This window comes from Pseudochryseolinea flava (genome assembly GCF_003286915.1).
Classification (GTDB): Bacteria; Bacteroidota; Bacteroidia; order Cytophagales; family Cyclobacteriaceae; genus Ohtaekwangia; species Ohtaekwangia flava.
In genome coordinates this window covers 201,896-222,592 of sequence record NZ_QMFY01000009.1, presented here as the reverse complement: position 1 = coordinate 222,592, position 20,697 = coordinate 201,896, and the positions used below count along the sequence as shown (strand labels likewise).

Here is a 20,697-nt window from a genome sequence, read left to right as displayed (position 1 = left end):
CTTCATGAAGAAGGTTATAATTAGGACAATCGGTGAGTTGCCTAGCTTGCCTGTTATTATACAACCATAAACCAACCATTTAGACCGCATCCGTGTCTATCTAAAAAACATCATGAAACGCGTTACACAATTGAAATTCCTTCTTGTAATCTTCATCCTGATCGGATCATGGTTTGCTTTTTCAGGTTGTATCGACGAGCAGAATGATCTAAACAGCCAAAGGTGTAGCAACGAGTGCATTCTTATTCAGGGGCGGCTAACGACAGCGGGCGGTGTGGAAGCTATTCCGAATGTTGATTTAAAAATTCAATGGGTAAATGTCGCGATGGAGGGTGGTGGTGTAATTCGCGCCAAGGCCAAGAGTAGAACAAATACCAATGGTGCGTTCAGCGTCCAGTTTGCACAACGAGAAGACGAAAGACGTGAAGGATATTACGAGCTTATCTACTATGTGAATGAGAAAATCTTCCACGTCGGCAATGGTGACCGTTCATTTGCGCTGTGGGATGTTGTGCCTGACAGCGTATTCTATTATGACTTTCAGATTGCCCGACTAGCCTATGCGGTTGTGACGATCACGAATCGTCAAGATATCAAGGGTGACGATTACATGAATATTAATTTATCGACAACCATGGGGTTAGATGGCATGAATACGTTTACCACTGGTGGCGACCAAAGTTTTTTCACGTCGGATAAGCGGTGGACAGTTGGCGGCGACCAGCCTGTGGAGCTAATTATTACGAGGAAGAAAGATGGGGTTGTAAGCGAAGAACGCAAAACAATAAATGTTCCTTCGGGACAAACCAAAACATTCGAAGTCACATTTTAGCGAAAGTCAAACTACTGACCCAGAGACTATCCATTCTTACTGGTATCTGGCGCCGTAAGCCACCAGGTGTTTCCAAACGGGTCTTCGATACCTGCGCTGTAACCGTAATCTTCCTGGCGTGGCGCCCTGATGGAGATTGATCCTGCTTTTAGCGCGCGGTGATACGTTGAATCAACATCTGTTACATACACAAACAAATTTGCTGTGTCTGGTTCGAACTGGGTTGTTGCGCCTGCAAACATCAACGTTGATGTGCCGATCATAATTTCGGCATGCATGATGCCACCTTCGGGAGAAGGTACGCGCATTTTCTCAATGGCACTGAAAACATCTTTGACGAAGTCTATAAACTCTTCAGCGCTATCCATGATCAGATAAGGCATAACTGTTTGATGTCCTTGTGGCAGATTCATAGTGAGTAGTTTTTTCGAATGTAGTGTTTAAAGCTGAAAGACGAAAGTCGGAACGGGCGCGTTTTCGCGAAGAAGAAAGTCGTGCCCACTTCGCACGACTCAGTCTAGAATGGCTAAATTAATTTAGCGCTTTCAGAGTTCGGCGATTTTCTTTTACTTCGACGGATTTTATATCATAATCAATTGACCGAACACTCATTCGTCTTCCATAATTCCAACATAAAAACCAACCAAATAACAAGATGTCTAATCAAAAGATCAAAGTAGCAGTTGCTGGTGTAGGATTCATCGGGCCTGTTCACATTGAATCGATTCGTCGCGCGGGGAATCTCGACGTGGTAGCGCTTTTCCATCCATTCGAAAGTGAAGCTGCTGAAAAAGCCGCCGCGATGGGTATTCCAAAATACTATGTCGATTACGACAAGATGATCAAAGAAGAGGCATTAGACTGCGTGCACATTTGTACTCCTAACAATCTTCATTACCCAATGGCGAAGACAGCACTTCTCGCCGGTAAGCATGTGATTTGTGAAAAGCCACTCGCCACTACCGTAAAAGAAGCAGAAGAGTTGCTTGCTTTGGCGCGCGAGAAAAAACTCGTTCACGCTGTAAGCTTTAATTTACGATACTACCCCTTGGTACGTCAGATGAAAAAAATGCGTGAGAATGGTGAGCTCGGCAACGTGTACAGCATCATGGGCAGCTACTTGCAAGACTGGTTATTCTACGCAACGGACTACAACTGGCGCTTGGAACCAGATAAGTCTGGCGATAGCAAAGCCATTGCCGACATCGGTTCTCATTTGATCGATTTGATCGAATATATTTCAGGTCTGAGCATCACCGAAGTGATGGCTGATTTTTCTACGGTACACCCTACACGCAAGAAACCATTGAAAGCAGTAGAAACGTATTCAGGCAAAATGTTGAGCCCCGAAGATTACGCTGATGTTCCGATCAAAACGGAAGACTATGCAAGTGTACTTCTTCGCTTCAGCAACGGTAGCAAAGGTGTGGTAACCGTAAGTCAAGTGGCGGCGGGAAGAAAAAATCGCCTGGGCTTAGAGATCCATGGATCTAATGTTACTATGTCGTGGAATTCAGAGACGCCGAATGACCTTTGGATTGGTAAGCGCAATGAAGCTAATCAAGTATTGATGCGCGACCCTTCACTCGTCGATAAAGATGTTAGAAGTATCATCGCCTATCCGGGTGGACACAACGAAGGTTTCGGTGACACATCAAAGCAGTTGTTCAAAGAAATTTATGCCGCGGTGCGTGAAGGAAAACAACCCGCCACGCCGACCTACCCTACTTTTGAAGAAGGTTTACGCGAGCTGAGATTATGCGATGCAATTGTTGAAAGTCATCGTAAACAAGGATGGGTGAGAATTAGTTAATCGTAATCGTTAATCGTTAAGCGTTAATCGTTAATTGTTTACTCGACTAAATTCTTGAATAGAAAACAAAAAGACGTCGCAGGTTGTGACGTCTTTTTTGTTGACGCAAGTTTTATTGCGCTTCTCCTATTGGTTCTGCCACGTGGTCGGTATCAATCCAATTTACCAACAGGTACGTGAGACCAAAGCCGGAGAATATCCCTTCCAAGAACACCATGAACGACGCGATGTACGGGTTGAGGTACGGACCAAGCGCCTCGTTTTGTTGAATCGATTCCATCAGGTTTCCTTCAAACTTCAAGAACAGAAACAGAAAGAGCGCAAATGTACTTGTACCGATAACAGCTGATGAAGTTCCTGCAGCAAGTGCGCGGAAATAGTTGATGTGACCGTCATGCGTTCGGCGGTATTGTTTGATCGCGAAATACACGCCTGCTAACATGATGAATAAATTTACGAGTCGTAATTCAATCACGTGAATCAGGCCAGCGGCATACATCACAAAAAAGTAAACGAGCAGCCCGAGGAAGATCAGTGTTCCATAGATTTCGGGTATACGTGTTGATCTATTCCAGATGTTCATAATACAATATTTAAGTTGTGATTATGAACAAGGAAAAAGAAATGCCAATGAACGCTTTGGTGCTGACGTGCTAATGTCAATGTAGCTGACCGGCAATAACGTCAGCACATCAAAACGTCAGCGCTCCAACAACATTTAATGCGCTTGCCCTTGCGGATCGCTCACCTCGTCTGTTGTTACCCAATTGAGCAAGACAAAGGTTACGAGTAATCCGGAGAAGAAACCTTCAAGCACAACGATGAATGATGCCATGTATTCGTTCAGGTAAATCCCCATTGGCTCATTTTCTTTGATGGACTTCATCAAGTCTGCAGCAAGTTTCATGTAGGCAAATAGAAAGATGCCGAAGATGAGTGATCCGATACCGGCAGTAGATACGCCAGTAACCAATCCTCTGAAATAATTGAGGCTCTCATGCGAGCGTCTAAACTTTTTAAGTGCGGCATGTACCCCACCTGATAAAATGAAGAGGTTCAACAATCGTAATTCGACATGATGGCCAAGGTTGGCGAATTTCATAATGAGGAAGAATACGATGAGACCAACGGCTATTCTAATGCCGTAACTTTCCGGAATCCGATTAGGTGCATTGAAGAAGCTCATATAATTTAGGTATTGGTATTCATTAAATTTTCCTTTTTTTTGACACATTAACAACGTTTTCGAAATACAGATTTTTGCTTATATTCAGTTTTACCCTCTTTCAATGAAACCTCTCAAAGTCCTCGGCATCGCTGCCTTTCTTGTTATCGTCATCACCATCATCTTCACTTTCATTCAACCTGAAAAAGGATATGTCGAGCGCTCCGTTGTAATCAACGCACCTGCGCAAGAAATTTATCGCGAGCTAAATTCGTTTCAGAATTTTACATTATGGTCTCCCTGGGCGAAGATGGATGTGAATGCCAAGTATAGTTACGACGGACCCGCGAGTGGCATTGGCGCTAAAATGATTTGGGAAGGAAAAAGTATTGGAAAAGGAAGTCAGTGGATCGAAGAAAGTGTTCCCGATGAGCGCATCAAAAATGGCATCAACTTCGAAGACCTTAACGGTGTTTTCTACGCCCAATATTTGATCGAACCCGACGGCAATCAAACGCGATTAACGTGGACATACGACGGCGTGAACAACGGCTTTCTCGGAAAGATGCGTTGGCTTTTTATGAAGGGCGCACTCGGCATGCAATACGAAGAAGGACTCCATGATCTTAAGTACCTCATCGAAAAACGTGTGGGTACGGCCCCGAGAGTACCTGGCGTTGTGGAGTAATCGAACAAATTATTCCAAGCACTGCAATTATTTCTGCTGAATCTCATTGACTGCCTTTTCAAGCAGCGTATTAAAATCCTTTGGCTTTTCAAGCATGGGGTAATGTCCCGTGGAATCGATAACCAAAAGATTGTAATCAATTTCGTTCTGTTTAAACGCGGCTGTATCGGTTGGTGTGTAATTACTGTTAATTAAGTAAAGTGGTTTTCTCAATGATTTTAGTTTTTCAGAGAATGGATACTTGTCCAGGTTTTCCAAGCATGCAATCGCGATGACTGTATCAGAACTAAAAATATCGTCTGTCACTCTCTTTTGTATCGCACTATCTGTTCTCGGTGTAAAGAGGTAGTGAATATCCTTGGAAACCGTTGCTTTGAAATTTTTCCTAGCGCTGTCGTAGAACGTGCTCCACTCCTTTTCTACTTCCGGTGTCATGACAGTACCTACATTTTTTAGATTATCAATTCCAATGATCCCGATAATGCGGTCGGGATGTGTTAATGCGGTTTCAACGATAATCGAACCGCTCATCGAATGCCCAACCAAAATAACATTCTTCAGATCGAGGTCGGTTAAAACTTTATTGATATCGCTTGTATAGTCTTCAACGGTCCAACTTTCTCTATTCTTTCCTGATTGACCGAAGCCTGGTAAATCAAGTGTAACAACCCGGAAATTCTTTGAGAAATGCGCAACCTGATTTGCCCAGTATGTTTGGTTTATTCCCCATCCATGTATAAAAAGTAATGCAGTGTCGCCGTGCTTGCTGTCTGTGTAATGAATATGCACGCCTTGGTTATCGATTTCAACTTTTTCATTTTTATTATTCGTCGAACAAGAGATTTGAAAAAGCAATATGACCGTTACGATAAGCGTAGCCTTGTATTTCATGGGAAATCTTTTCTGTGAATTTGCAGGATCAATTTTTCCTTTCCAAGTATACTTGTGCATAATGTCCTCTTCTTTGTTCGCTTTTACAACAATGAAAGCATGCGTACGACTTTCTAACACCGACTTTCTCGTTAACTTTGAACGTGAAATATTTTTCATGACACTACAAGAATTTAAGAACACTGTAAGTGCGTCAACACCGCCGGCAGTTTCGCCACTGCTACAAGCCATGTGGTACGATGCAAAGGGTGATTGGAATGCTGCTCACAATATTGCGCAGGATATCCATACACATGATGGCTCGTGGGTACATGGATATCTTCATCGTAAGGAAGGCGATGAAAGCAATGCTGCGTACTGGTACCATCGTGCGAACAAAGCTTTCAAGCGCAATACCTTGTCAGAAGAGTGGAACGACATTGTCACAGCGCTCCTTTAATTTTTTATTTCGAGCGTATCGCTTTCATGTGCTCGCGATTGAATTTTCTTTTCCTTCCACAGTCGTAATTCTTCACGTCGCCTTTCGAGTTCTTCTTCAGTGGGATGATAATCAAGTAAACGCTCGAGATCAGGCTGGCCCGCATCTATCCAGGCGGTATACCAAAAGCTCCCAACGGTTTTAATCGCCGAGCGCATTTGTCGCTCAATCATCCCATCAAGAATTTGGTGATATGCTTTAGCATAACTTCGCGAGAGCACCTTTTGCGTTTGTTTGCCCTTCGTTTCAAATGCAAATTTCTTTTCACCGAAATGCTGCGACAATTTTTTCTCTTCACGCAATACCGAATCAACGGCATGATGCGCACCAATCACGGCGTTCCACGCGGCGGCTTGTGGATTTTCTAAATAGGTTGCTTTACCGACGTAGTAATCGTAGTCGTCAGAAAACAACTCAGGCAAACGCGATTCCCAAAATGCGTGGATACCTTCTTGTCCTGTGAGCTGTCCATTATAGTTTTCGGTAGTATGGAGAGGCACGTGGGCGTCGCCGATATAATGACCAAGTTCAGCCGACAGTTTTAAAATTCGATCGGGGTCTCCGACGAGAAAAGCATGTTTTAATTGATAATACATTTTATTGATGTGCCAAGGGACAATGCCATAGGCTTTCAGTGTGTCCTCCGAATATTTCTCGACAGCCTGATCCCAGTAGCGGGGTATGGTATAGAGTGCACTGTCGCCATAGTGGTCTATATCAATATAGTGTCGAGGTGCTTCTTCGGGCATGGAGAAACGGCGGCGGTCGGGGTTCACGGCAGCCTCAGTGATATAGGTCAGATTCTTTTTATAGAATTTTATCATCCCCGGCGGGAGTGTGAAAACAGCTAATTTGTTGATGCGCTGATGGGCAAAAAAGCCCCAAAAACTGCATAGAAAGGGGATTATCCCCAAAAGGACGGCGGTCCTGGTTAATTTATTCATGGCTAACGGGTTAAAGATTTCAGGTAAAAGATAAGGACTCCTTTGCAAATACGCCAAATCCCTCTACCTTTGCAGTCCTTATTTTTAAACGATATGGCAAACCATAAGTCAGCAGAAAAAAGAATCCGTGCAAATGATGCAAAACGCGTTAGAAACCGCTATCAGCACAAGACTACCCGTACGTTCGTGAAAAAACTTAAAGGTACTACTGTGAAGTCTGAAGCTTCAGCGCTTTTAAAGGAAGTATCTGCGATGATCGATAAATTGGCAAAGAAGAACATCATCCATTGGAAGAAGGCTGCCAATCAGAAGTCTAAACTCGCGAAGTTCGTTAACAAGCTCGCTTAATTAGCTTGTACGCATAATATCACAGACCTCGCAGTGCGAGGTTTTTGTGTTTATAGCCCGCGCGGTCAACGGATCGCATTTATTAAGCCTGTGAACAATAAATTAAATGTATTGCGTGCTGGCTATTCTACTAACCATCACCTTGGCCGCAGAACCACAAATGGAATGGGCAAGATTAAGGAAACCCAAGCCCTTTCAACTACGCAAGTCGTTGTGACGATCGAAGAAGCATGCACAAAGATGCTCGACAAGTCGAAGTTAAAGCTTTTTGATTTCCAAGACCTTCAAACTATCTTGGATCAAACGTTGTGTATTACTTATGTCCGATTCAAAACCACTTACCATCAAGCGATGGTCTCCTGAAGACCGTCCGCGCGAAAAACTACTGCTAAAAGGAAAATCATCTCTTACAGACGCTGAACTCATTGCCATTTTGCTCGGCACGGGCACCACTACTCTCAGTGCTGTTGATGTGGGAAAAGCAATTCTTCACGCGAGTAATAATGACCTTCACACACTAGCGTCACTATCGCTGAAAGAACTCACAAAAATAAAAGGCATCGGAGAGGCAAAGGCCATCACGATTATTGCTGCGATGGAACTTGGTCGGCGGCGGAAGGATTTAGAAGTAAGAGAGAAACCAAAGATCAGCGGCTCGCGCGATGTATACGAACTTCTAAAATCGGATCTTATGGATCTTCCTCACGAAGAGTTTTGGATACTACTGCTCAATCGCGCCAATCGCGTGACAAAAAAATTTCAGATTAGTCAGGGTGGTGTTGCTGGCACCGTTGCTGACCCGAAGATAATATTCAAGCTCGCGTTAGAAAATTTAGCGAGCGGTCTGATCCTTGCGCACAATCATCCCTCTGGAAATCTCACAGCCAGCCAAGCGGATATCAATCTCACTCATAAATTAAAAGAGGGCGCTAAACTGCTTGAAATACAAGTGCTCGATCATGTGATCATCGCCGGTCAAAAATATTTTAGTTTTGCAGATGAAGGAATGATCTAACTATCTTGAACCTTTGTTACCTTTTCAATGACCGGAAAAAGAATTCTTTTGTTCACGACTTCTTTGATTCTCACTGTGGCCGTGGTCTATTTTTTCGCATTACCGTCGCCGCAAGAGCCGACACTACCAGCGGCCGCGCCCATCACCTTGAGTCGCCCCGTTAACCCTGTGCTGGGAAGACTGATTCAGGATTATCAAAAAGAGTTTTCATCATTGATGCAGATCGCACACACACCTGGTGCTGCTATTGCTATCGTAAAAGACAGTACCATCCTTTTTATTCGTGGGTATGGTGTAAAACAAATCGGCACGCGTGATTCCATCAATGAACATACCGTATTCAGATTAGGATCTGTGTCAAAACCTTTCGCGTCATTTCTCGCCGGTATACTTGTGCAAGATAGTGTGCTGTCGTGGAGCGATCCTGTAACAAACTACGTCCCCTCATTTGCATTAAAGTCGCCGGATCAAACGAAGTCGCTTTTATTAAAAAATGTTTTATCGCATACCACAGGGCTACCTTATCATACATACACCAATCTTGTTGAAGAAGGACAAGACCTCTCCCTGCTTTTATCGCAATTAAAAGACGTTAACCTCAGTAGTGATGTTGGGAAACAGTATAGTTACCAAAATGTAGCGTATAGTCTTATCGCAGAGGTAGTAAAATCTGCAACTGGAAAAAGCTACGAAACAGAAATGATGGAGCGCGTTTTCAAACCCCTGGGAATGAAAGATGCATCGATCGATTACGCAACAATGATGTCGAACGCCAACATCGCATTTCCACACGTTGTTCGCCGGGGTCAAATGACATCTGCAAGAATTTCTAACACATACTATAATGTTTCACCTGCGGGTGGTATCAATGCGAGCGTTCATGACATGGCGCAATGGATGATGGCGCTATTAAACACGCGCGAAGATGTGATCAATGCTAATACGCTTTCTCAGTTATATACACCTTTGGTGGATGCACCATCCAAAAACAGACGTTATCGACAAATTGAGCCCATCCAACATTCATATTATGGTTTGGGCTGGCGTGTGTTGCATTACCCAACGGATACATTGCTTTATCACGGCGGTTATGTGAATGGATATCGAAGTGAAATTGCATTGAATCCGAAGGAAAACATCGCCGTGTGCATCTTGGCCAACGCGCCAGGAGAACTTGCAGACAATGGTATACCTTTATTTTTCCACATGTATCGGCAACGTCGAGATTCTATTCATCTTTGGGATAAAAATCACCGTATTAAAGGTACTCCCCTGCAGCCATGAAGAGCAAACATGTTACCATCGTCGTTGTTGTTGTCGCACTCCTTGTCATTGTATTTTATTCGTTCACGGGAAGTGATGGAACGTATGAACAACAGATCACCCAAGAGCGCGTCGAGAAAGACAAATACCTACGCACAGCAGACGATTCTCCGTTCAAAGGAAAAACTGATCAATTCAAAGGACTTAACTATTTCCCACCCGATCCGCAGTATAATGTTGTTGCCGATCTAACGCCAATTCAACAAAAGAAAACTATCGTGTTAGGCACCAGCGACGGCAAAGAGGAACACTACCTTGAATATGCTTATGCTGATTTTAACCTTCATGGGAAATCTCAACGTCTACTCATCCTTGAGTTGATGGAGATGGGGCCGAATCGCGGAAAATTATTCCTTGCATTCGCCGATGAAACAAGTGCCAATGAAACCTACGGCGCCGGACGTTACCTCGATGTATCTCGCAATTCAGGAAGCAATTCGATTACACTCGATTTCAACAAAACCTATAATCCTTATTGCGCTTATGATGATGGATTTTCTTGTCCCTTCCCGCCTAAAGAAAATCTATTAACCATCGCCATTCGTGCAGGAGAAAAAAACTACAAATAACCTTCCATGAAAAAGCTGATACTTGTTCTGATTGCATTCGTGTTTGCTTTCGACGCTTCATCACAAAAGCGCGCAGAACCATTTGCACACACATTTTCTATCGTTGCGCGTGATTCAGTTACAGGAGAAATGGCTGTGGCTGTACAAAGTCATTGGTTTAGTGTCGGTACAGTCGTCGCATGGGGAGAAGCTGGCGTAGGCGTTATTGCAACGCAGTCGTTTGTCAACAAGTCGTTTGGCATTCGTGGCCTTGCGTTGCTAAAAGAAGGCAAATCACCTGAAGTTGTCTTGAGCACATTACTGCAAGATGACAGCGGAAAAGATTTTCGTCAAGTAGCCGTCCTGAATACGCAGGGTGATGTAGCAAGTCATACGGGAGAGCGTTGCGTAGAATCTGCTGCCCACAAAAATGGTCGTAACTTTTCTGTACAAGCCAACATGATGTTGAACGACCAGGTCGTTCCGGCGATGGAAAAGGCATGGTTCAAACACCACGCGCTTCCTTTGGGAGAGCGAATGGTGGCCGTGTTAAAAGCCGCGCAAGCCGTTGGTGGTGACATCCGTGGAAAACAATCTGCAGCATTGCTGGTAGTCGCCCCGAAAGCTACCGCTGAACCTTGGAACGACAGACTGATCGACCTTCGGGTTGATGATGCCGGCGATCCAATCGCAGAACTTGAACGATTGCTAAAAGTGTTCAGAGCTTATGAGCACATGAACCTCGGCGACCTTCACGTTGAAAAAGGTGAAATGGAAAAGGCGATGACCGAATACAACGCCGCCATGAAGATGTTCCCGAACAATCTTGAAATGCAATATTGGACCGCCATCACGCTGGCCAACAACAAAGACGTGAAAAAGGCTAGTCAAATGTTACAAAAAATCTACACGCTAGAGCCTAATTGGCGAGCCTTAACCTCGCGTTTACCTAAAGCTGGAGTACTAAACGTGTCCGAGGCTGATCTTAAAGAACTTATCCGTTAGGTTTTTACCTCCGAACACTAGCCGGTTCCGTGTAAAAACGTATTTTTGGGGTCTTAAAATTTAACCCTTAGAATACGAAGGGCTTTTTGCAACTATGACGATCTCCTACAACTGGCTAAAAGAATATATTGACATTCCCGAGTCTGCAGAAGACATCGGAAAAGTGCTTACTTCTACCGGACTTGAAGTAGAAAAGGTGGAAGCCCATGAGACCATCAAAGGTGGATTGAAAGGGCTGGTGATTGGTGAGGTCATGACGTGTGCCAAACATCCTAATGCCGACAAACTTTCTGTGACCACAGTAGATGTAGGTGGTGGCAAAATTCTCCCGATCGTTTGTGGCGCGCCGAATGTTGCTGCGGGGCAAAAAGTGGTTGTTGCAACGCCGGGCACCACGGTGTATCCAACCAAGGGTGAACCTTTCACGATCAAGAATGCAAAAATTCGCGGTGAACAATCTGAAGGAATGATCTGTGCTGAAGATGAAATTGGCATGGGAGAAAGTCACGCGGGAATCATTGTGCTGAATACCACCGTTGCAAATGGGACGTCTGCAGCCGAATTTTTCAACGTTAGCACTGACTACGTTATTGAGATTGGCTTAACACCTAACCGCGCCGACGCGGCATCGCATATCGGTGTTGTAAGAGACATTAAAGCTTCAAAACGTCGTGCGATTCGTTGGCCATCGGTTGATGCTTTCAAAACAAACAATACGTCGTTAAGCATTCCTGTTGTCGTTGAACACGCGCAAGCTTGTCCACGTTATTCAGCTGTGACGATTTCAGGAGTCACTGTAAAAGAGTCTCCACAATGGTTGAAAGATCGTCTTACAACCATTGGACTCACACCGATCAATAACATTGTCGACATCACAAACTTCATCTGCCACGAGTTAGGGCAACCACTTCACGCTTTTGATGCTAATCAAATTGCAGGTGGTAAAGTATTGGTAAAGACATTGCCGCAAGGAACAAAATTCATTACGCTCGACGGTAAAGAGCGAACTTTACAAGCGAACGATCTCATGATTTGCAATGGCAATTCAGAAGGTATGTGTATCGCTGGCGTATTCGGAGGTCAACACTCGGGTATCACTACCGCTACGCAAAACATTTTCTTGGAGAGTGCATACTTCTCGGCTGATTTTGTTCGCAAAACGTCGTTACACCATCAGCTTAAGACAGATGCATCTTTCCGTTTCGAACGTGGTACCGATCCGAACATCACCGTATATGCGTTGAAACGTGCTGCGCTTTTGATTCAAGAAATCGCTGGCGGACAAATTTCCAGCGACGTGATTGATCATTATCCCACGCCGGTTGAAAACAGGAAAATCGAGGTGAAGGATAAGAATGTTAATCGACTGATTGGAAAAACTATTCCACGCGAAGAAGTATTTGAGATTCTGGAGCAACTCGAGATTAAGGTAATCGATAAAAAAGAAGACCGGTATACAGTATCAGTTCCACCCTATCGCGTAGACGTGATGCAGGAAGCTGATATTATCGAAGAGATCTTGCGTATTTACGGGTTCAACAACATTGAACTATCAGACACTGCGAGTGCAGATTTTCTTGCCGAGTTCCCTGTTAAAAATATTGATAAGTACAAGCGCACCATTGGTGAATTACTCACAGGTAATGGCTTCTACGAAATTTGGACAAACTCATTGACGAACTTTGCATATCAGCAGAAACACAAGTTGACGTTTGAAGGCGAGACCGTTGAGATTTTGAACAAGCTCAGTGAAGAACAAGGCATTTTGCGACAAACGATGTTATTCACTGGCCTCGAGGTATGTGCGCACAATATCAATCGTAAGCAAAAGGACTTAAAGCTTTACGAGTTTGGTAAGATTTACTACCGTGAAGCCGGTAAATATCGTGAAGAAGAGAAGCTTGCCATTTACCTGACCGGGAATGTAGAGACCGAAAATTGGCAGCGTAAGACACAATCTGTGACATATTATGATTTAGCCCAGCAGATACAAAACATCTTGCAGAAAAGTGGGTTGAAGAGTGTATCGCAAGAGAATATCAAAGACCAACTGCTAGAATACGGCGTTAGATTAACGCAGGGCCAGCGAGAAATCGGAAAGTTGGGTAAAGTAAAATCGAGCTTGCAGAAAGATTTTGGCGTAAAGCAGGAAATATTTTATGCGGAGCTTAGCACTTCCTTGCTTTTCCAAGGTGCAAATCCTAAGTTAGTAATTCAGGATGTTACTAAATTTCCTGAAGTGCGAAGAGACTTATCGCTAGTGCTTAGTAAGCAAGTTACGTTCGATGAGATTCGGAAATTGATCTTAGAGACAGAGAAACGATTGATCAAAAACATTTTGGCGTTCGATGTTTACGAAGGTCAGAATCTTCCGGAGGGTAAGAAAGCTTACGCGCTTGCATTTACGTTGTTGGATGAGACCAAAACGCTAACGGACGAAGAGATTGATACGACGATGACGAAGTTGATGGCTGCGTTTGAGCAAAAGCTTGGCGCTGTGATTAGAAAATAGAAGTAGATTAAAAAAACGACTGATGTAAATCGGTTGGATAAATTAGATAACCGCGGCCGGGACAACCACTACGTACGGGAGCGAAAACGACACTTGCATGGATCAGGAACTTTTAAAATCTAACCTTGGTGGGTTGGAGCGCAAAATTCTGGTACTCGTTAACGAGCACAAAACCTTGAAGGAAGAGATCAAGGGATTGAAGACAGAAAATCAGGCGCTGAAGTCGGCTATCAAGGCCCGTGACGAGCAAATCCATGGCTTTCATAATCAATTGAAAATCACTAAAATTGTGGATAATATAAACCCGGAAGACGGAAGTGTTCTGGAGTTGAAGAAGAAAGTGGACGAATACATTCGTGAGATTGACAAGTGCATCGCTCACTTAAGCAGATAAGCAACCGTAAGATATTTGATGGAGGATCTTTCTATAAAAATCAAAATTGCCGACCGGGAATACCCCATGAAGGTGAAGCGTTCTGACGAGGAGCGGGTTCGAATGGCCGGCAGACTCATCAATGAAAAGCTGAAATCTTATCGTGAGCAATTTGGTATTGAAGACAAACAAGATTTACTAGCCATGGTCGCTTTCGACTGTTTAGTCGATAAAATGGCAGCCGAAGAAACACATCAGGTCATTGACCAAACTGTGTTTGAAAAAGTAAATCAACTCAATCACCTCGTATCACAGTCTATCCTCTAATCTTCCTCACTCCTTATTTTCTGTGCCAAGGCGGCATATCCGGGGTTAATTCATAAACCCTAAATTTTTTATGGCAGATATTGCTATCGTTATCGCAGTGAGTGCTCTGGTTACCATTGTGCTGGCTGTTTTGATTGGCAACCTCCTGTTTAAGCGCAAGATGACTAAGAAACAGGAAGACGCTGAAGACAAGTCGAAGTTGATCCTGAAAGAAGCCGAAATTGCAGCTGAGAACCTCAAGAAGGATCGAATCCTTGAAGCCAAAGAGAAGATCCTCAAAATGCGCTCAGAATTTGAAGAAGAGGCTAACCGCAAGAAGAATCAAATTATTTCTAACGAACAAAAGATCAAACAACGCGAGCAAACGCTGAGCAAAGAGCTTGAAACCATCAAACGTAAAGAAGGTGAGCTTGATGATCTGAAGACCGACATGGCGGCTCAACTTGAGCACGTAAAAAAACGCAAAGAAGAACTCGATAAATTCAACCAACAGAAGATTCAGGTTCTTGAAAATATCTCGAAGCTTACCGCCGACGAGGCACGTGAGCAACTCATTGCCTCTTTGAAGGACGAAGCTCAGACAAAAGCTTCCAGCTACATCAAAGATATCATGGAGCAAGCCAAGTTGTCGGCTACAAAAGAAGCGAAGAAGATTGTCGTCGAAACAATTCAGCGTACGGCAACAGAACATGCAATTGAAAACTGCGTGTCTATCTTCAACATCGAGAGCGACGATATCAAAGGTAAAGTCATAGGTCGAGAAGGAAGAAATATCCGTGCCCTCGAAGCGGCAACGGGTGTCGAAATCATCGTAGATGATACGCCCGAAGCCATCATTATCTCTGGGTTCGATCCAGTAAGACGAGAAATTGCACGACTTTCTCTTCATCGTTTGGTGCAAGATGGTCGCATTCACCCTGCGCGTATCGAAGAGATCGTTGCCAAAACGACCAAAAACATTGAAGACGAAATTGTTGAAATCGGTGAACGCACAGTAATCGATCTCGGTATTCACGGTCTACATCCTGAGCTTGTGAAGATGGTAGGGCGCATGCGCTTCCGTTCATCTTACGGGCAAAACTTATTGCAACACTCACGCGAAGTTGCCAATCTCTGCGCTATTATGGCAAGTGAACTTGGCATGAATGTAAAACAAGCTAAGCGCGCAGGTCTTCTTCACGACATCGGAAAAGTATGGCCTGAGGAACTTGAAAAACCACATGCGATTGTTGGGATGGAGTTGGCTCAGAAGTACAAAGAGCATCCAATTGTATGCAACGCCATCGGCGCTCACCACGACGAGATTGAAATGAATAACATCATCTCTCCTATCGTTCAAGCATGTGATGCGATAAGCGGTGCACGTCCTGGCGCACGTCGCGAGGTGATGGAACAATACATTAAGCGTCTCAAAGAATTGGAAGAGCTCGGACTTAGCTTCGACGGCGTTGAGAAGTGTTATGCGATTCAGGCCGGCCGCGAATTGCGTGTGATTGTTGACGCTGAAAAAGCTTCCGACGAAAGAGCTAGTCAATTAAGCTTTGATATTTCGCAAAAAATCGAGCGCGATATGCAGTATCCTGGACAAGTGAAGGTGACTGTCATTCGTGAAATGCGCAGCGTTGCTTACGCCAAATAATAGACGATCTCAGTTTTTTGATCGACGAATAAGCCTCATCTCAACGTGAGGCTTATTTTTTTGCTTCCCCCTTTCATCGACATTATTACTCCGACCTCACGAACGCGTGTCATTTTTATGTTACCGGTTAGTTCGGTACTTCTTTAAAGACTATTTTAGTACGTCCTCAACATCCGTTATGATGAAAAAAGTCCTTTTACAATTGTGGATGATGTTTGCCATTACGCAAGTCACCGCACAAGAAATCTTGGCTGACACCACGTTTATCAATGACGCAGCAGCAAGTGCACGAAAAGTGCTGATCAAATCTAAATCACGTCAATCACATCTATTCAACGGTGTAGCTTATATTGAACCTAACACAACAAGCGTCAATCAATTTCCACAATACCAATCAAATGAGTGGACATCAGGGTGGGTGCATTATGACGGTGAGCGCTTCGAGGGCGTTGGCGTACTTTACGACATCTTTACCGACGACGTTGTTGTTGAAATGCCTTCCACCGGTGCTTCAGTGAAGTTGATTAAAGAAAAAGTTTCAGCCTTTCATATATACGATATCACATTTAAAAATTTATCAGCACCAGCACCGACGCCAGGGTTTTATGGACTCGTCTATGCTGGGCCAACACCGGTGTATGTGCGATTCGAAAAAAACAAGCAAGAGCATATCGAAAGTGGATCGTTAAGCATTGATTATGAAATAAAAACTCGGTATTACCTTGTTAAGAACGGAGCCTTCCACATAATCAAAACAAAAGGAGATATTTTTAACGTACTAAGTGACAAGAAAGCCGATCTCAAACAATTCATGAGACAAGAGAAATTGAAGTTCAAAAAAAACAAACAGCTAAGCATTGTAAAGCTTGCGACGTTCTATGACACGATTCAGCATTAAAATTATACTACCCCTCTTAGTCTGTTTACTTACGACTGCCGTCACTGTTAAAGGCCAGCAACGGACGCGTATTAGCGGAAGCTTCAATGGAGCAAGCTTTTCGGAGCTTATTAAATCGATAGAAGATCAAACTGAATATCGCTTCTACTTTGATCCTGCTACCACCGACAGTATTAAAGTGACGGTAACTGCCGATAATGAAGAGATAACACACATTCTTGAAAAGATCCTGTCTACTACCGACCTGCACTTCGCGATTTATAAAACCGGAATTTACATCACGAAGGAACGCGAGATCATGACAAGCCTAGCCGATGATTACTTTGAACCATCGAAAACAAAATCAGCAACACCGGCATTCGACTACTCCGAATTAGAACGAAAAGAGAAACAGCAAAAGCAAGCGGAAGAAAAATTATACAGTATCGGTCCACGTTCTGAAAATTTAGTTGGTAACGCTACACTTTCCGGTGTAATCACCGACGCGGCATCCGGCGAGCCCGTGATCGGTGCGTCGGTATTTCTTGAAAAGCCGCTCATCGGTGCAGTTACCAATCAATTTGGGTACTACTCCCTTACGCTCCCCAAAGGCCGTCACGAGATTCAAATTAAAAGCGTCGGCATGAAGAGTACCCGGCGTCAAGTAATGGTATACAATAACGGGAAGCTTAACATCGAGATCGATGAAGATGTAACGCCCTTGAAAGAAGTTGTTGTTGAGTCAGACCGTGATGTGAACGTTACAGGCATGCAAATGGGTATGGACAAACTCGACATCAAAACAATGAAACAGATTCCACTCGCCTTAGGAGAAACAGACATTATGAAAGTAGTGCTCACGTTACCAGGGGTTCAAACTGTTGGTGAAGGAACCGTAGGATTAAACGTTCGTGGCGGCGCAACGAATCAGAATCTTATACTTTATAACGATGCTGTGGTGTACAACCCGTCGCATCTTTTTGGATTCTTCTCTACGTTCAATCCCGACGTGTTGAAGAATGTTGAATTGTATAAGAGTGGGATCTCTGCTGATTATGGCGGAAGACTTTCTTCCGTGCTTGACGTACACACACGTGAAGGTAATCTCAAAAAAATAGAAGGTTCAGGTGGTATCAGTCCGATTACCGGGCGTTTTACTATTGAAGGTCCGTTGTGGAAAGAAAAGACTTCATTTCTTTTCGGAGCGCGATCAACATACTCCAATTGGATACTGCGGCAACTTAAAGACAAAGAAATCAAGAACAGCGCTGGTTCATTCTATGATTTCAATGGAAGTATCAACCACAAGATCGACGACGACAACCAACTGTATCTTTCTGGGTACATGAGCAAAGATAAATTTAAGCTCAACAACGACACGACGTATGAGTATTCTGATAAGAACGCGTCACTCAAGTGGAAACACATTTTTAACAGTAAGCTGTATGGCGTTGCAACAGCAAGCACCAGCCAATACACATACTCGCTTTATACCAAAAGCATTCCAACCGAAGGATATAAATTGGACTTTTCAATTCGCCAATGGACCGGTAAAGCCGATTTCAGTTATTTCCCAAATGCCAAACATGCTGTAACTGGTGGAATTAGTGTTACGAACTACAATTTAACACCGGGAAATTATGATCGCTATGGTATTGAGTCGAAAGTAGTTGCGCAAGTAATGCAGCGTGAACGAGGTTTAGAGAACGCGATTTACGTTGGCGATAATTATGAGCTCACGCCCAAAATTGCGTTGTATGGTGGTGTCCGATTTTCTCTTTTCCAAAACCGTGGGCCGCGCGATGTGTTCACGTATGCAGAGGGCGTTCCCCTTCAAGAGTCTACCATCCAAGACACAATCAGCTATCGTTCTAAATCTATTAAGACATATGCTGGTGCTGAGCCAAGATTTTCATTGCGATATGTCCTTTCGAAAGAAGCATCTGTCAAACTCAGTTATAACCGAATGCGCCAATACATTCAAATGTTATCGAATACTACTGCTATTTCACCAACAGATATCTGGAAGCTAAGTGACACACACATTAAGCCACAAATTGGTGATCAGTTCTCTGCTGGGATTTATAAGAATTTTAAAAACGGTTTAATCGAAACCTCAGTCGAAGCGTATTATAAGACGACAGAAAATGCAATCGACTTCAAAGACGGCGCAGAACTACTTCTCAATACGCATCTTGAAACGGAAGTTATTCAAGGGAAAGGCAAAGCATACGGTGTAGAATTTTTGATCAAAAAACAAAAAGGCAAACTCAACGGATGGATTAGCTACACCTACAGTCGCACATTGTTGCAGATGCGAAGTGAGCACGCTACGGAGACGATCAATGAGGGCAAATGGTATGCCGCGAGTTACGACAAACCGCATGCTGCAAACTTTGTCGGTAACTATAAGTTTAGCAGGCGCTTCAATTTTTCACTGAACTTTACCTATAGTACGGGTCGACCAATTACTGTACCGATCGCGAAATATGTTATTGATGGCATACCTCGTTTATACTATTCTGATCGCAACGCGCACCGAATTCCAGATTACATCAGAACTGACATTGCCATCAATATTGAAGGGAATCATCGCATTAAAAAACTCGCACACAGCTCGTGGACGTTTGCCGTGTATAATTTATTCGGCCGGGCAAACGCATACTCTGTGTATTTTCAATCCGAGAGCAGCAAGATCAATGGCTATAAGATGTCGATCTTCGCACGTCCAATTCCAACCATTACTTACAACTTTAAATTCTGAGTATCATGACACTTCGGAATTACTATATTATTATTATCGTAGCGCTCTCGCTAGCATTTACGAGTTGCGTAGATCCCTATGCTACGCCAGAGTCAAACCAAAATATCGATATACTTGTCGTCGATGGTTTTCTCGACATCGATAACGGTACGGTGAATGTGACACTTTCAAAGGCCATAAACTTATCAAGTCCAGATGCACCTCCGGCGGTAGTTGCTGCCACAGTGCATTTGGAAGATTCGGACAATAATATTTTGCCGCTTGGAACAACGACAACCGTTGGACTTTTTCGTATTGATGGATTAACGATCGATCAGGGGAAACAATATCGTATTCGCATTAAAACGGCTGACAAAGAATACCTCTCAGATTTTATCACCCCGACGCCATCTCCTGAAATCGACAGTGTGACGTGGAGAGCCTCAGACGATGGCGTTACGGTTCATGTTAATACGCATGATAACTCCGGAAAAAGCAGATACTATCAATGGACTTTCGACGAAACATACGAGTACACAGCACCGCTCTTGTCACCGTTTATAATTGTTGATACAACGGTGGTGCCACGCCCAGTTGACGAACAAGTTTTTACGTGCTGGCGAACATTAGGCTCGACGAACATCGCGATTGGAAGTTCTTTCCGTCTTGAAGACGACATCATTCAACAAAAAGCTGTTCATTTCATTCCCAAAGGCGACGTCAAGCTCTCAAAAAAATATTCCATCTTGGTGAGACAAACTGTATTAAGTCGCGAAGCATATGATTTCTGGTTAAACCTTCAACAAACGACTGAGCAATTAGGAGGTTTGTTCGATCCACAACCCGGTAAAGTTGTTGGAAATATCCACAGTATCAATGGTGACAAGGAGCCGGTACTTGGCTATTTCGGTGGCGGGCAAATCAAAGAAAAAAGATTATTCATCAAACATAGTGACCTGCCTGAAAACTTGCGCGTGCCTCGTTTCTCACCGTGCGAACAAGACACTGTGATGAAAAAGGATCTTCCTTTACTTGACCGAAGCTATTACATTACATCAGAGTTAAGGGAAGGCCCTGTTGTACTCGGTTACACCTATACAACACGCAGTTGCGCAGATTGTCGCGTTGATAGGGGGATAATAACTAAACCGACTTTCTGGGAATAATCTAAGCGTA

General features: G+C 43.7%; 22 protein-coding genes. 17 read left to right on the top strand and 5 right to left on the bottom strand.

The features are described from left to right. The first annotated feature begins 112 nt into the window (after positions 1 to 112). Positions 113 to 832 (top strand): hypothetical protein, encoded by a 720-nt coding sequence (locus DQQ10_RS17775; RefSeq protein ID WP_112748238.1) that lies wholly within the window; start codon positions 113 to 115, stop codon positions 830 to 832. Positions 833 to 858: 26 nt separating this feature from the next. On the opposite strand, the gene DQQ10_RS17770 is transcribed toward DQQ10_RS17775, so the two are convergent. Further along, positions 859 to 1,245 carry a VOC family protein gene (locus DQQ10_RS17770; protein ID WP_112748237.1) on the bottom strand — a complete coding sequence of 129 codons (387 nt, stop codon included), beginning with the start codon at positions 1,243 to 1,245 and terminating at the stop codon, positions 859 to 861. 242 nt (positions 1,246 to 1,487) lie between these two features. Between DQQ10_RS17770 and DQQ10_RS17765 the strand changes: the two genes are divergently transcribed. After that, the gene (locus DQQ10_RS17765; protein ID WP_112748236.1) at positions 1,488 to 2,645 is read left to right on the top strand and encodes a Gfo/Idh/MocA family protein; all 1,158 of its coding nucleotides are present in this window, start codon (positions 1,488 to 1,490) and stop codon (positions 2,643 to 2,645) included. Positions 2,646 to 2,757: 112 nt separating this feature from the next. Here the strand turns inward: DQQ10_RS17765 and DQQ10_RS17760 are convergent, their stop codons facing one another. Together DQQ10_RS17760 and DQQ10_RS17755 are read right to left on the bottom strand one after the other, a co-directional pair. After that, complete coding sequence (locus DQQ10_RS17760; protein ID WP_112748235.1) at positions 2,758 to 3,228, bottom strand: DUF4199 domain-containing protein; 471 nt, start codon at positions 3,226 to 3,228, stop codon at positions 2,758 to 2,760. Between the two features lie 135 nt (positions 3,229 to 3,363). Continuing rightward, complete coding sequence (locus tag DQQ10_RS17755; RefSeq protein ID WP_133259690.1) at positions 3,364 to 3,831, bottom strand: DUF4199 domain-containing protein; 468 nt, start codon at positions 3,829 to 3,831, stop codon at positions 3,364 to 3,366. 103 nt (positions 3,832 to 3,934) lie between these two features. On the opposite strand from DQQ10_RS17755, the gene DQQ10_RS17750 reads away from it, so the two are divergent. Further along, a complete protein-coding gene (locus DQQ10_RS17750; protein ID WP_112748233.1) occupies positions 3,935 to 4,498 on the top strand; it encodes an SRPBCC family protein in 564 nt (187 codons plus the stop codon). Positions 4,499 to 4,525: 27 nt separating this feature from the next. Here the strand turns inward: DQQ10_RS17750 and DQQ10_RS17745 are convergent, their stop codons facing one another. Beyond that, positions 4,526 to 5,548, bottom strand: a complete 1,023-nt coding sequence (locus tag DQQ10_RS17745; protein WP_165823994.1) for an alpha/beta fold hydrolase — start codon at positions 5,546 to 5,548, stop codon at positions 4,526 to 4,528. On the opposite strand from DQQ10_RS17745, the gene DQQ10_RS17740 reads away from it, so the two are divergent. Further along, the gene (locus DQQ10_RS17740) at positions 5,547 to 5,828 is read left to right on the top strand and encodes a hypothetical protein (protein WP_112748280.1); all 282 of its coding nucleotides are present in this window, start codon (positions 5,547 to 5,549) and stop codon (positions 5,826 to 5,828) included. The two genes, DQQ10_RS17745 and DQQ10_RS17740, sit on opposite strands and share 2 nt — an antisense overlap. Here DQQ10_RS17740 and DQQ10_RS17735 read toward each other — a convergent pair. Then, positions 5,825 to 6,868, bottom strand: coding sequence for a zinc dependent phospholipase C family protein (locus DQQ10_RS17735; protein ID WP_245970453.1), 1,044 nt, complete (start codon positions 6,866 to 6,868; stop codon positions 5,825 to 5,827). The genes DQQ10_RS17740 and DQQ10_RS17735 overlap by 4 nt on opposite strands. A 36-nt stretch (positions 6,869 to 6,904) precedes the next feature. Between DQQ10_RS17735 and rpsT the strand changes: the two genes are divergently transcribed. From rpsT to DQQ10_RS17675, 13 genes are all read left to right on the top strand, one after another. Next, positions 6,905 to 7,159 (top strand): 30S ribosomal protein S20, encoded by a 255-nt coding sequence (gene rpsT / locus DQQ10_RS17730; RefSeq protein WP_112748230.1) that lies wholly within the window; start codon positions 6,905 to 6,907, stop codon positions 7,157 to 7,159. Between the two features lie 90 nt (positions 7,160 to 7,249). Continuing rightward, on the top strand, positions 7,250 to 7,522 hold the full coding sequence (locus tag DQQ10_RS27980; RefSeq protein WP_165823993.1) for a hypothetical protein: 273 nt from the start codon (positions 7,250 to 7,252) through the stop codon (positions 7,520 to 7,522). Then, on the top strand, positions 7,479 to 8,174 hold the full coding sequence (gene radC / locus DQQ10_RS17725; RefSeq protein WP_112748229.1) for a RadC family protein: 696 nt from the start codon (positions 7,479 to 7,481) through the stop codon (positions 8,172 to 8,174). The genes DQQ10_RS27980 and radC overlap by 44 nt, the downstream gene beginning before the upstream one ends. A gap of 27 nt (positions 8,175 to 8,201) precedes the next feature. Continuing rightward, complete coding sequence (locus tag DQQ10_RS17720; RefSeq protein WP_112748228.1) at positions 8,202 to 9,458, top strand: serine hydrolase domain-containing protein; 1,257 nt, start codon at positions 8,202 to 8,204, stop codon at positions 9,456 to 9,458. After that, complete coding sequence (locus tag DQQ10_RS17715) at positions 9,455 to 10,066, top strand: DUF1684 domain-containing protein (protein ID WP_112748227.1); 612 nt, start codon at positions 9,455 to 9,457, stop codon at positions 10,064 to 10,066. The genes DQQ10_RS17720 and DQQ10_RS17715 overlap by 4 nt, the downstream gene beginning before the upstream one ends. 6 nt (positions 10,067 to 10,072) lie before the next feature. Further along, on the top strand, positions 10,073 to 11,050 hold the full coding sequence (locus tag DQQ10_RS17710; RefSeq protein WP_112748226.1) for a DUF1028 domain-containing protein: 978 nt from the start codon (positions 10,073 to 10,075) through the stop codon (positions 11,048 to 11,050). Between the two features lie 94 nt (positions 11,051 to 11,144). Then, positions 11,145 to 13,562, top strand: a complete 2,418-nt coding sequence (gene pheT / locus DQQ10_RS17705; protein WP_112748225.1) for a phenylalanine--tRNA ligase subunit beta — start codon at positions 11,145 to 11,147, stop codon at positions 13,560 to 13,562. A 97-nt stretch (positions 13,563 to 13,659) separates the two neighbouring features. After that, complete coding sequence (locus DQQ10_RS17700; RefSeq protein WP_112748224.1) at positions 13,660 to 13,956, top strand: hypothetical protein; 297 nt, start codon at positions 13,660 to 13,662, stop codon at positions 13,954 to 13,956. An 18-nt stretch (positions 13,957 to 13,974) separates the two neighbouring features. Further along, the gene (locus DQQ10_RS17695; protein WP_112748223.1) at positions 13,975 to 14,262 is read left to right on the top strand and encodes a cell division protein ZapA; all 288 of its coding nucleotides are present in this window, start codon (positions 13,975 to 13,977) and stop codon (positions 14,260 to 14,262) included. 70 nt (positions 14,263 to 14,332) lie between these two features. Continuing rightward, on the top strand, positions 14,333 to 15,901 hold the full coding sequence (gene rny, locus DQQ10_RS17690; protein WP_112748222.1) for a ribonuclease Y: 1,569 nt from the start codon (positions 14,333 to 14,335) through the stop codon (positions 15,899 to 15,901). Positions 15,902 to 16,079: 178 nt separating this feature from the next. Next, on the top strand, positions 16,080 to 16,799 hold the full coding sequence (locus DQQ10_RS17685; protein WP_112748221.1) for a hypothetical protein: 720 nt from the start codon (positions 16,080 to 16,082) through the stop codon (positions 16,797 to 16,799). Further along, positions 16,780 to 19,542 carry a carboxypeptidase-like regulatory domain-containing protein gene (locus DQQ10_RS17680; protein WP_112748220.1) on the top strand — a complete coding sequence of 921 codons (2,763 nt, stop codon included), beginning with the start codon at positions 16,780 to 16,782 and terminating at the stop codon, positions 19,540 to 19,542. The genes DQQ10_RS17685 and DQQ10_RS17680 overlap by 20 nt, the downstream gene beginning before the upstream one ends. Before the next feature lie 5 nt (positions 19,543 to 19,547). Then, positions 19,548 to 20,687, top strand: a complete 1,140-nt coding sequence (locus DQQ10_RS17675) for a DUF4249 domain-containing protein (RefSeq protein ID WP_112748219.1) — start codon at positions 19,548 to 19,550, stop codon at positions 20,685 to 20,687. Positions 20,688 to 20,697 lie beyond the last annotated feature (10 nt).

Coding starts and splice junctions, on each gene's coding strand:
- rny (WP_112748222.1), top strand. CDS start 14,333: ATGGCAGATATTGCTATCGTTATCGCAGTGAGTGCTCTGGTTACCATT.
- DQQ10_RS17760 (WP_112748235.1), bottom strand. CDS start 3,228: ATGAACATCTGGAATAGATCAACACGTATACCCGAAATCTATGGAACA.
- DQQ10_RS17695 (WP_112748223.1), top strand. CDS start 13,975: ATGGAGGATCTTTCTATAAAAATCAAAATTGCCGACCGGGAATACCCC.
- DQQ10_RS17720 (WP_112748228.1), top strand. CDS start 8,202: ATGACCGGAAAAAGAATTCTTTTGTTCACGACTTCTTTGATTCTCACT.
- DQQ10_RS17715 (WP_112748227.1), top strand. CDS start 9,455: ATGAAGAGCAAACATGTTACCATCGTCGTTGTTGTTGTCGCACTCCTT.
- radC (WP_112748229.1), top strand. CDS start 7,479: ATGTCCGATTCAAAACCACTTACCATCAAGCGATGGTCTCCTGAAGAC.
- DQQ10_RS17675 (WP_112748219.1), top strand. CDS start 19,548: ATGACACTTCGGAATTACTATATTATTATTATCGTAGCGCTCTCGCTA.
- DQQ10_RS17745 (WP_165823994.1), bottom strand. CDS start 5,548: ATGAAAAATATTTCACGTTCAAAGTTAACGAGAAAGTCGGTGTTAGAA.
- DQQ10_RS17775 (WP_112748238.1), top strand. CDS start 113: ATGAAACGCGTTACACAATTGAAATTCCTTCTTGTAATCTTCATCCTG.
- DQQ10_RS17740 (WP_112748280.1), top strand. CDS start 5,547: ATGACACTACAAGAATTTAAGAACACTGTAAGTGCGTCAACACCGCCG.
- DQQ10_RS17700 (WP_112748224.1), top strand. CDS start 13,660: ATGGATCAGGAACTTTTAAAATCTAACCTTGGTGGGTTGGAGCGCAAA.
- DQQ10_RS17770 (WP_112748237.1), bottom strand. CDS start 1,245: ATGAATCTGCCACAAGGACATCAAACAGTTATGCCTTATCTGATCATG.
- rpsT (WP_112748230.1), top strand. CDS start 6,905: ATGGCAAACCATAAGTCAGCAGAAAAAAGAATCCGTGCAAATGATGCA.
- DQQ10_RS17750 (WP_112748233.1), top strand. CDS start 3,935: ATGAAACCTCTCAAAGTCCTCGGCATCGCTGCCTTTCTTGTTATCGTC.
- DQQ10_RS17685 (WP_112748221.1), top strand. CDS start 16,080: ATGATGAAAAAAGTCCTTTTACAATTGTGGATGATGTTTGCCATTACG.
- DQQ10_RS17680 (WP_112748220.1), top strand. CDS start 16,780: ATGACACGATTCAGCATTAAAATTATACTACCCCTCTTAGTCTGTTTA.
- DQQ10_RS17765 (WP_112748236.1), top strand. CDS start 1,488: ATGTCTAATCAAAAGATCAAAGTAGCAGTTGCTGGTGTAGGATTCATC.
- DQQ10_RS17755 (WP_133259690.1), bottom strand. CDS start 3,831: ATGAGCTTCTTCAATGCACCTAATCGGATTCCGGAAAGTTACGGCATT.
- DQQ10_RS17710 (WP_112748226.1), top strand. CDS start 10,073: ATGAAAAAGCTGATACTTGTTCTGATTGCATTCGTGTTTGCTTTCGAC.
- pheT (WP_112748225.1), top strand. CDS start 11,145: ATGACGATCTCCTACAACTGGCTAAAAGAATATATTGACATTCCCGAG.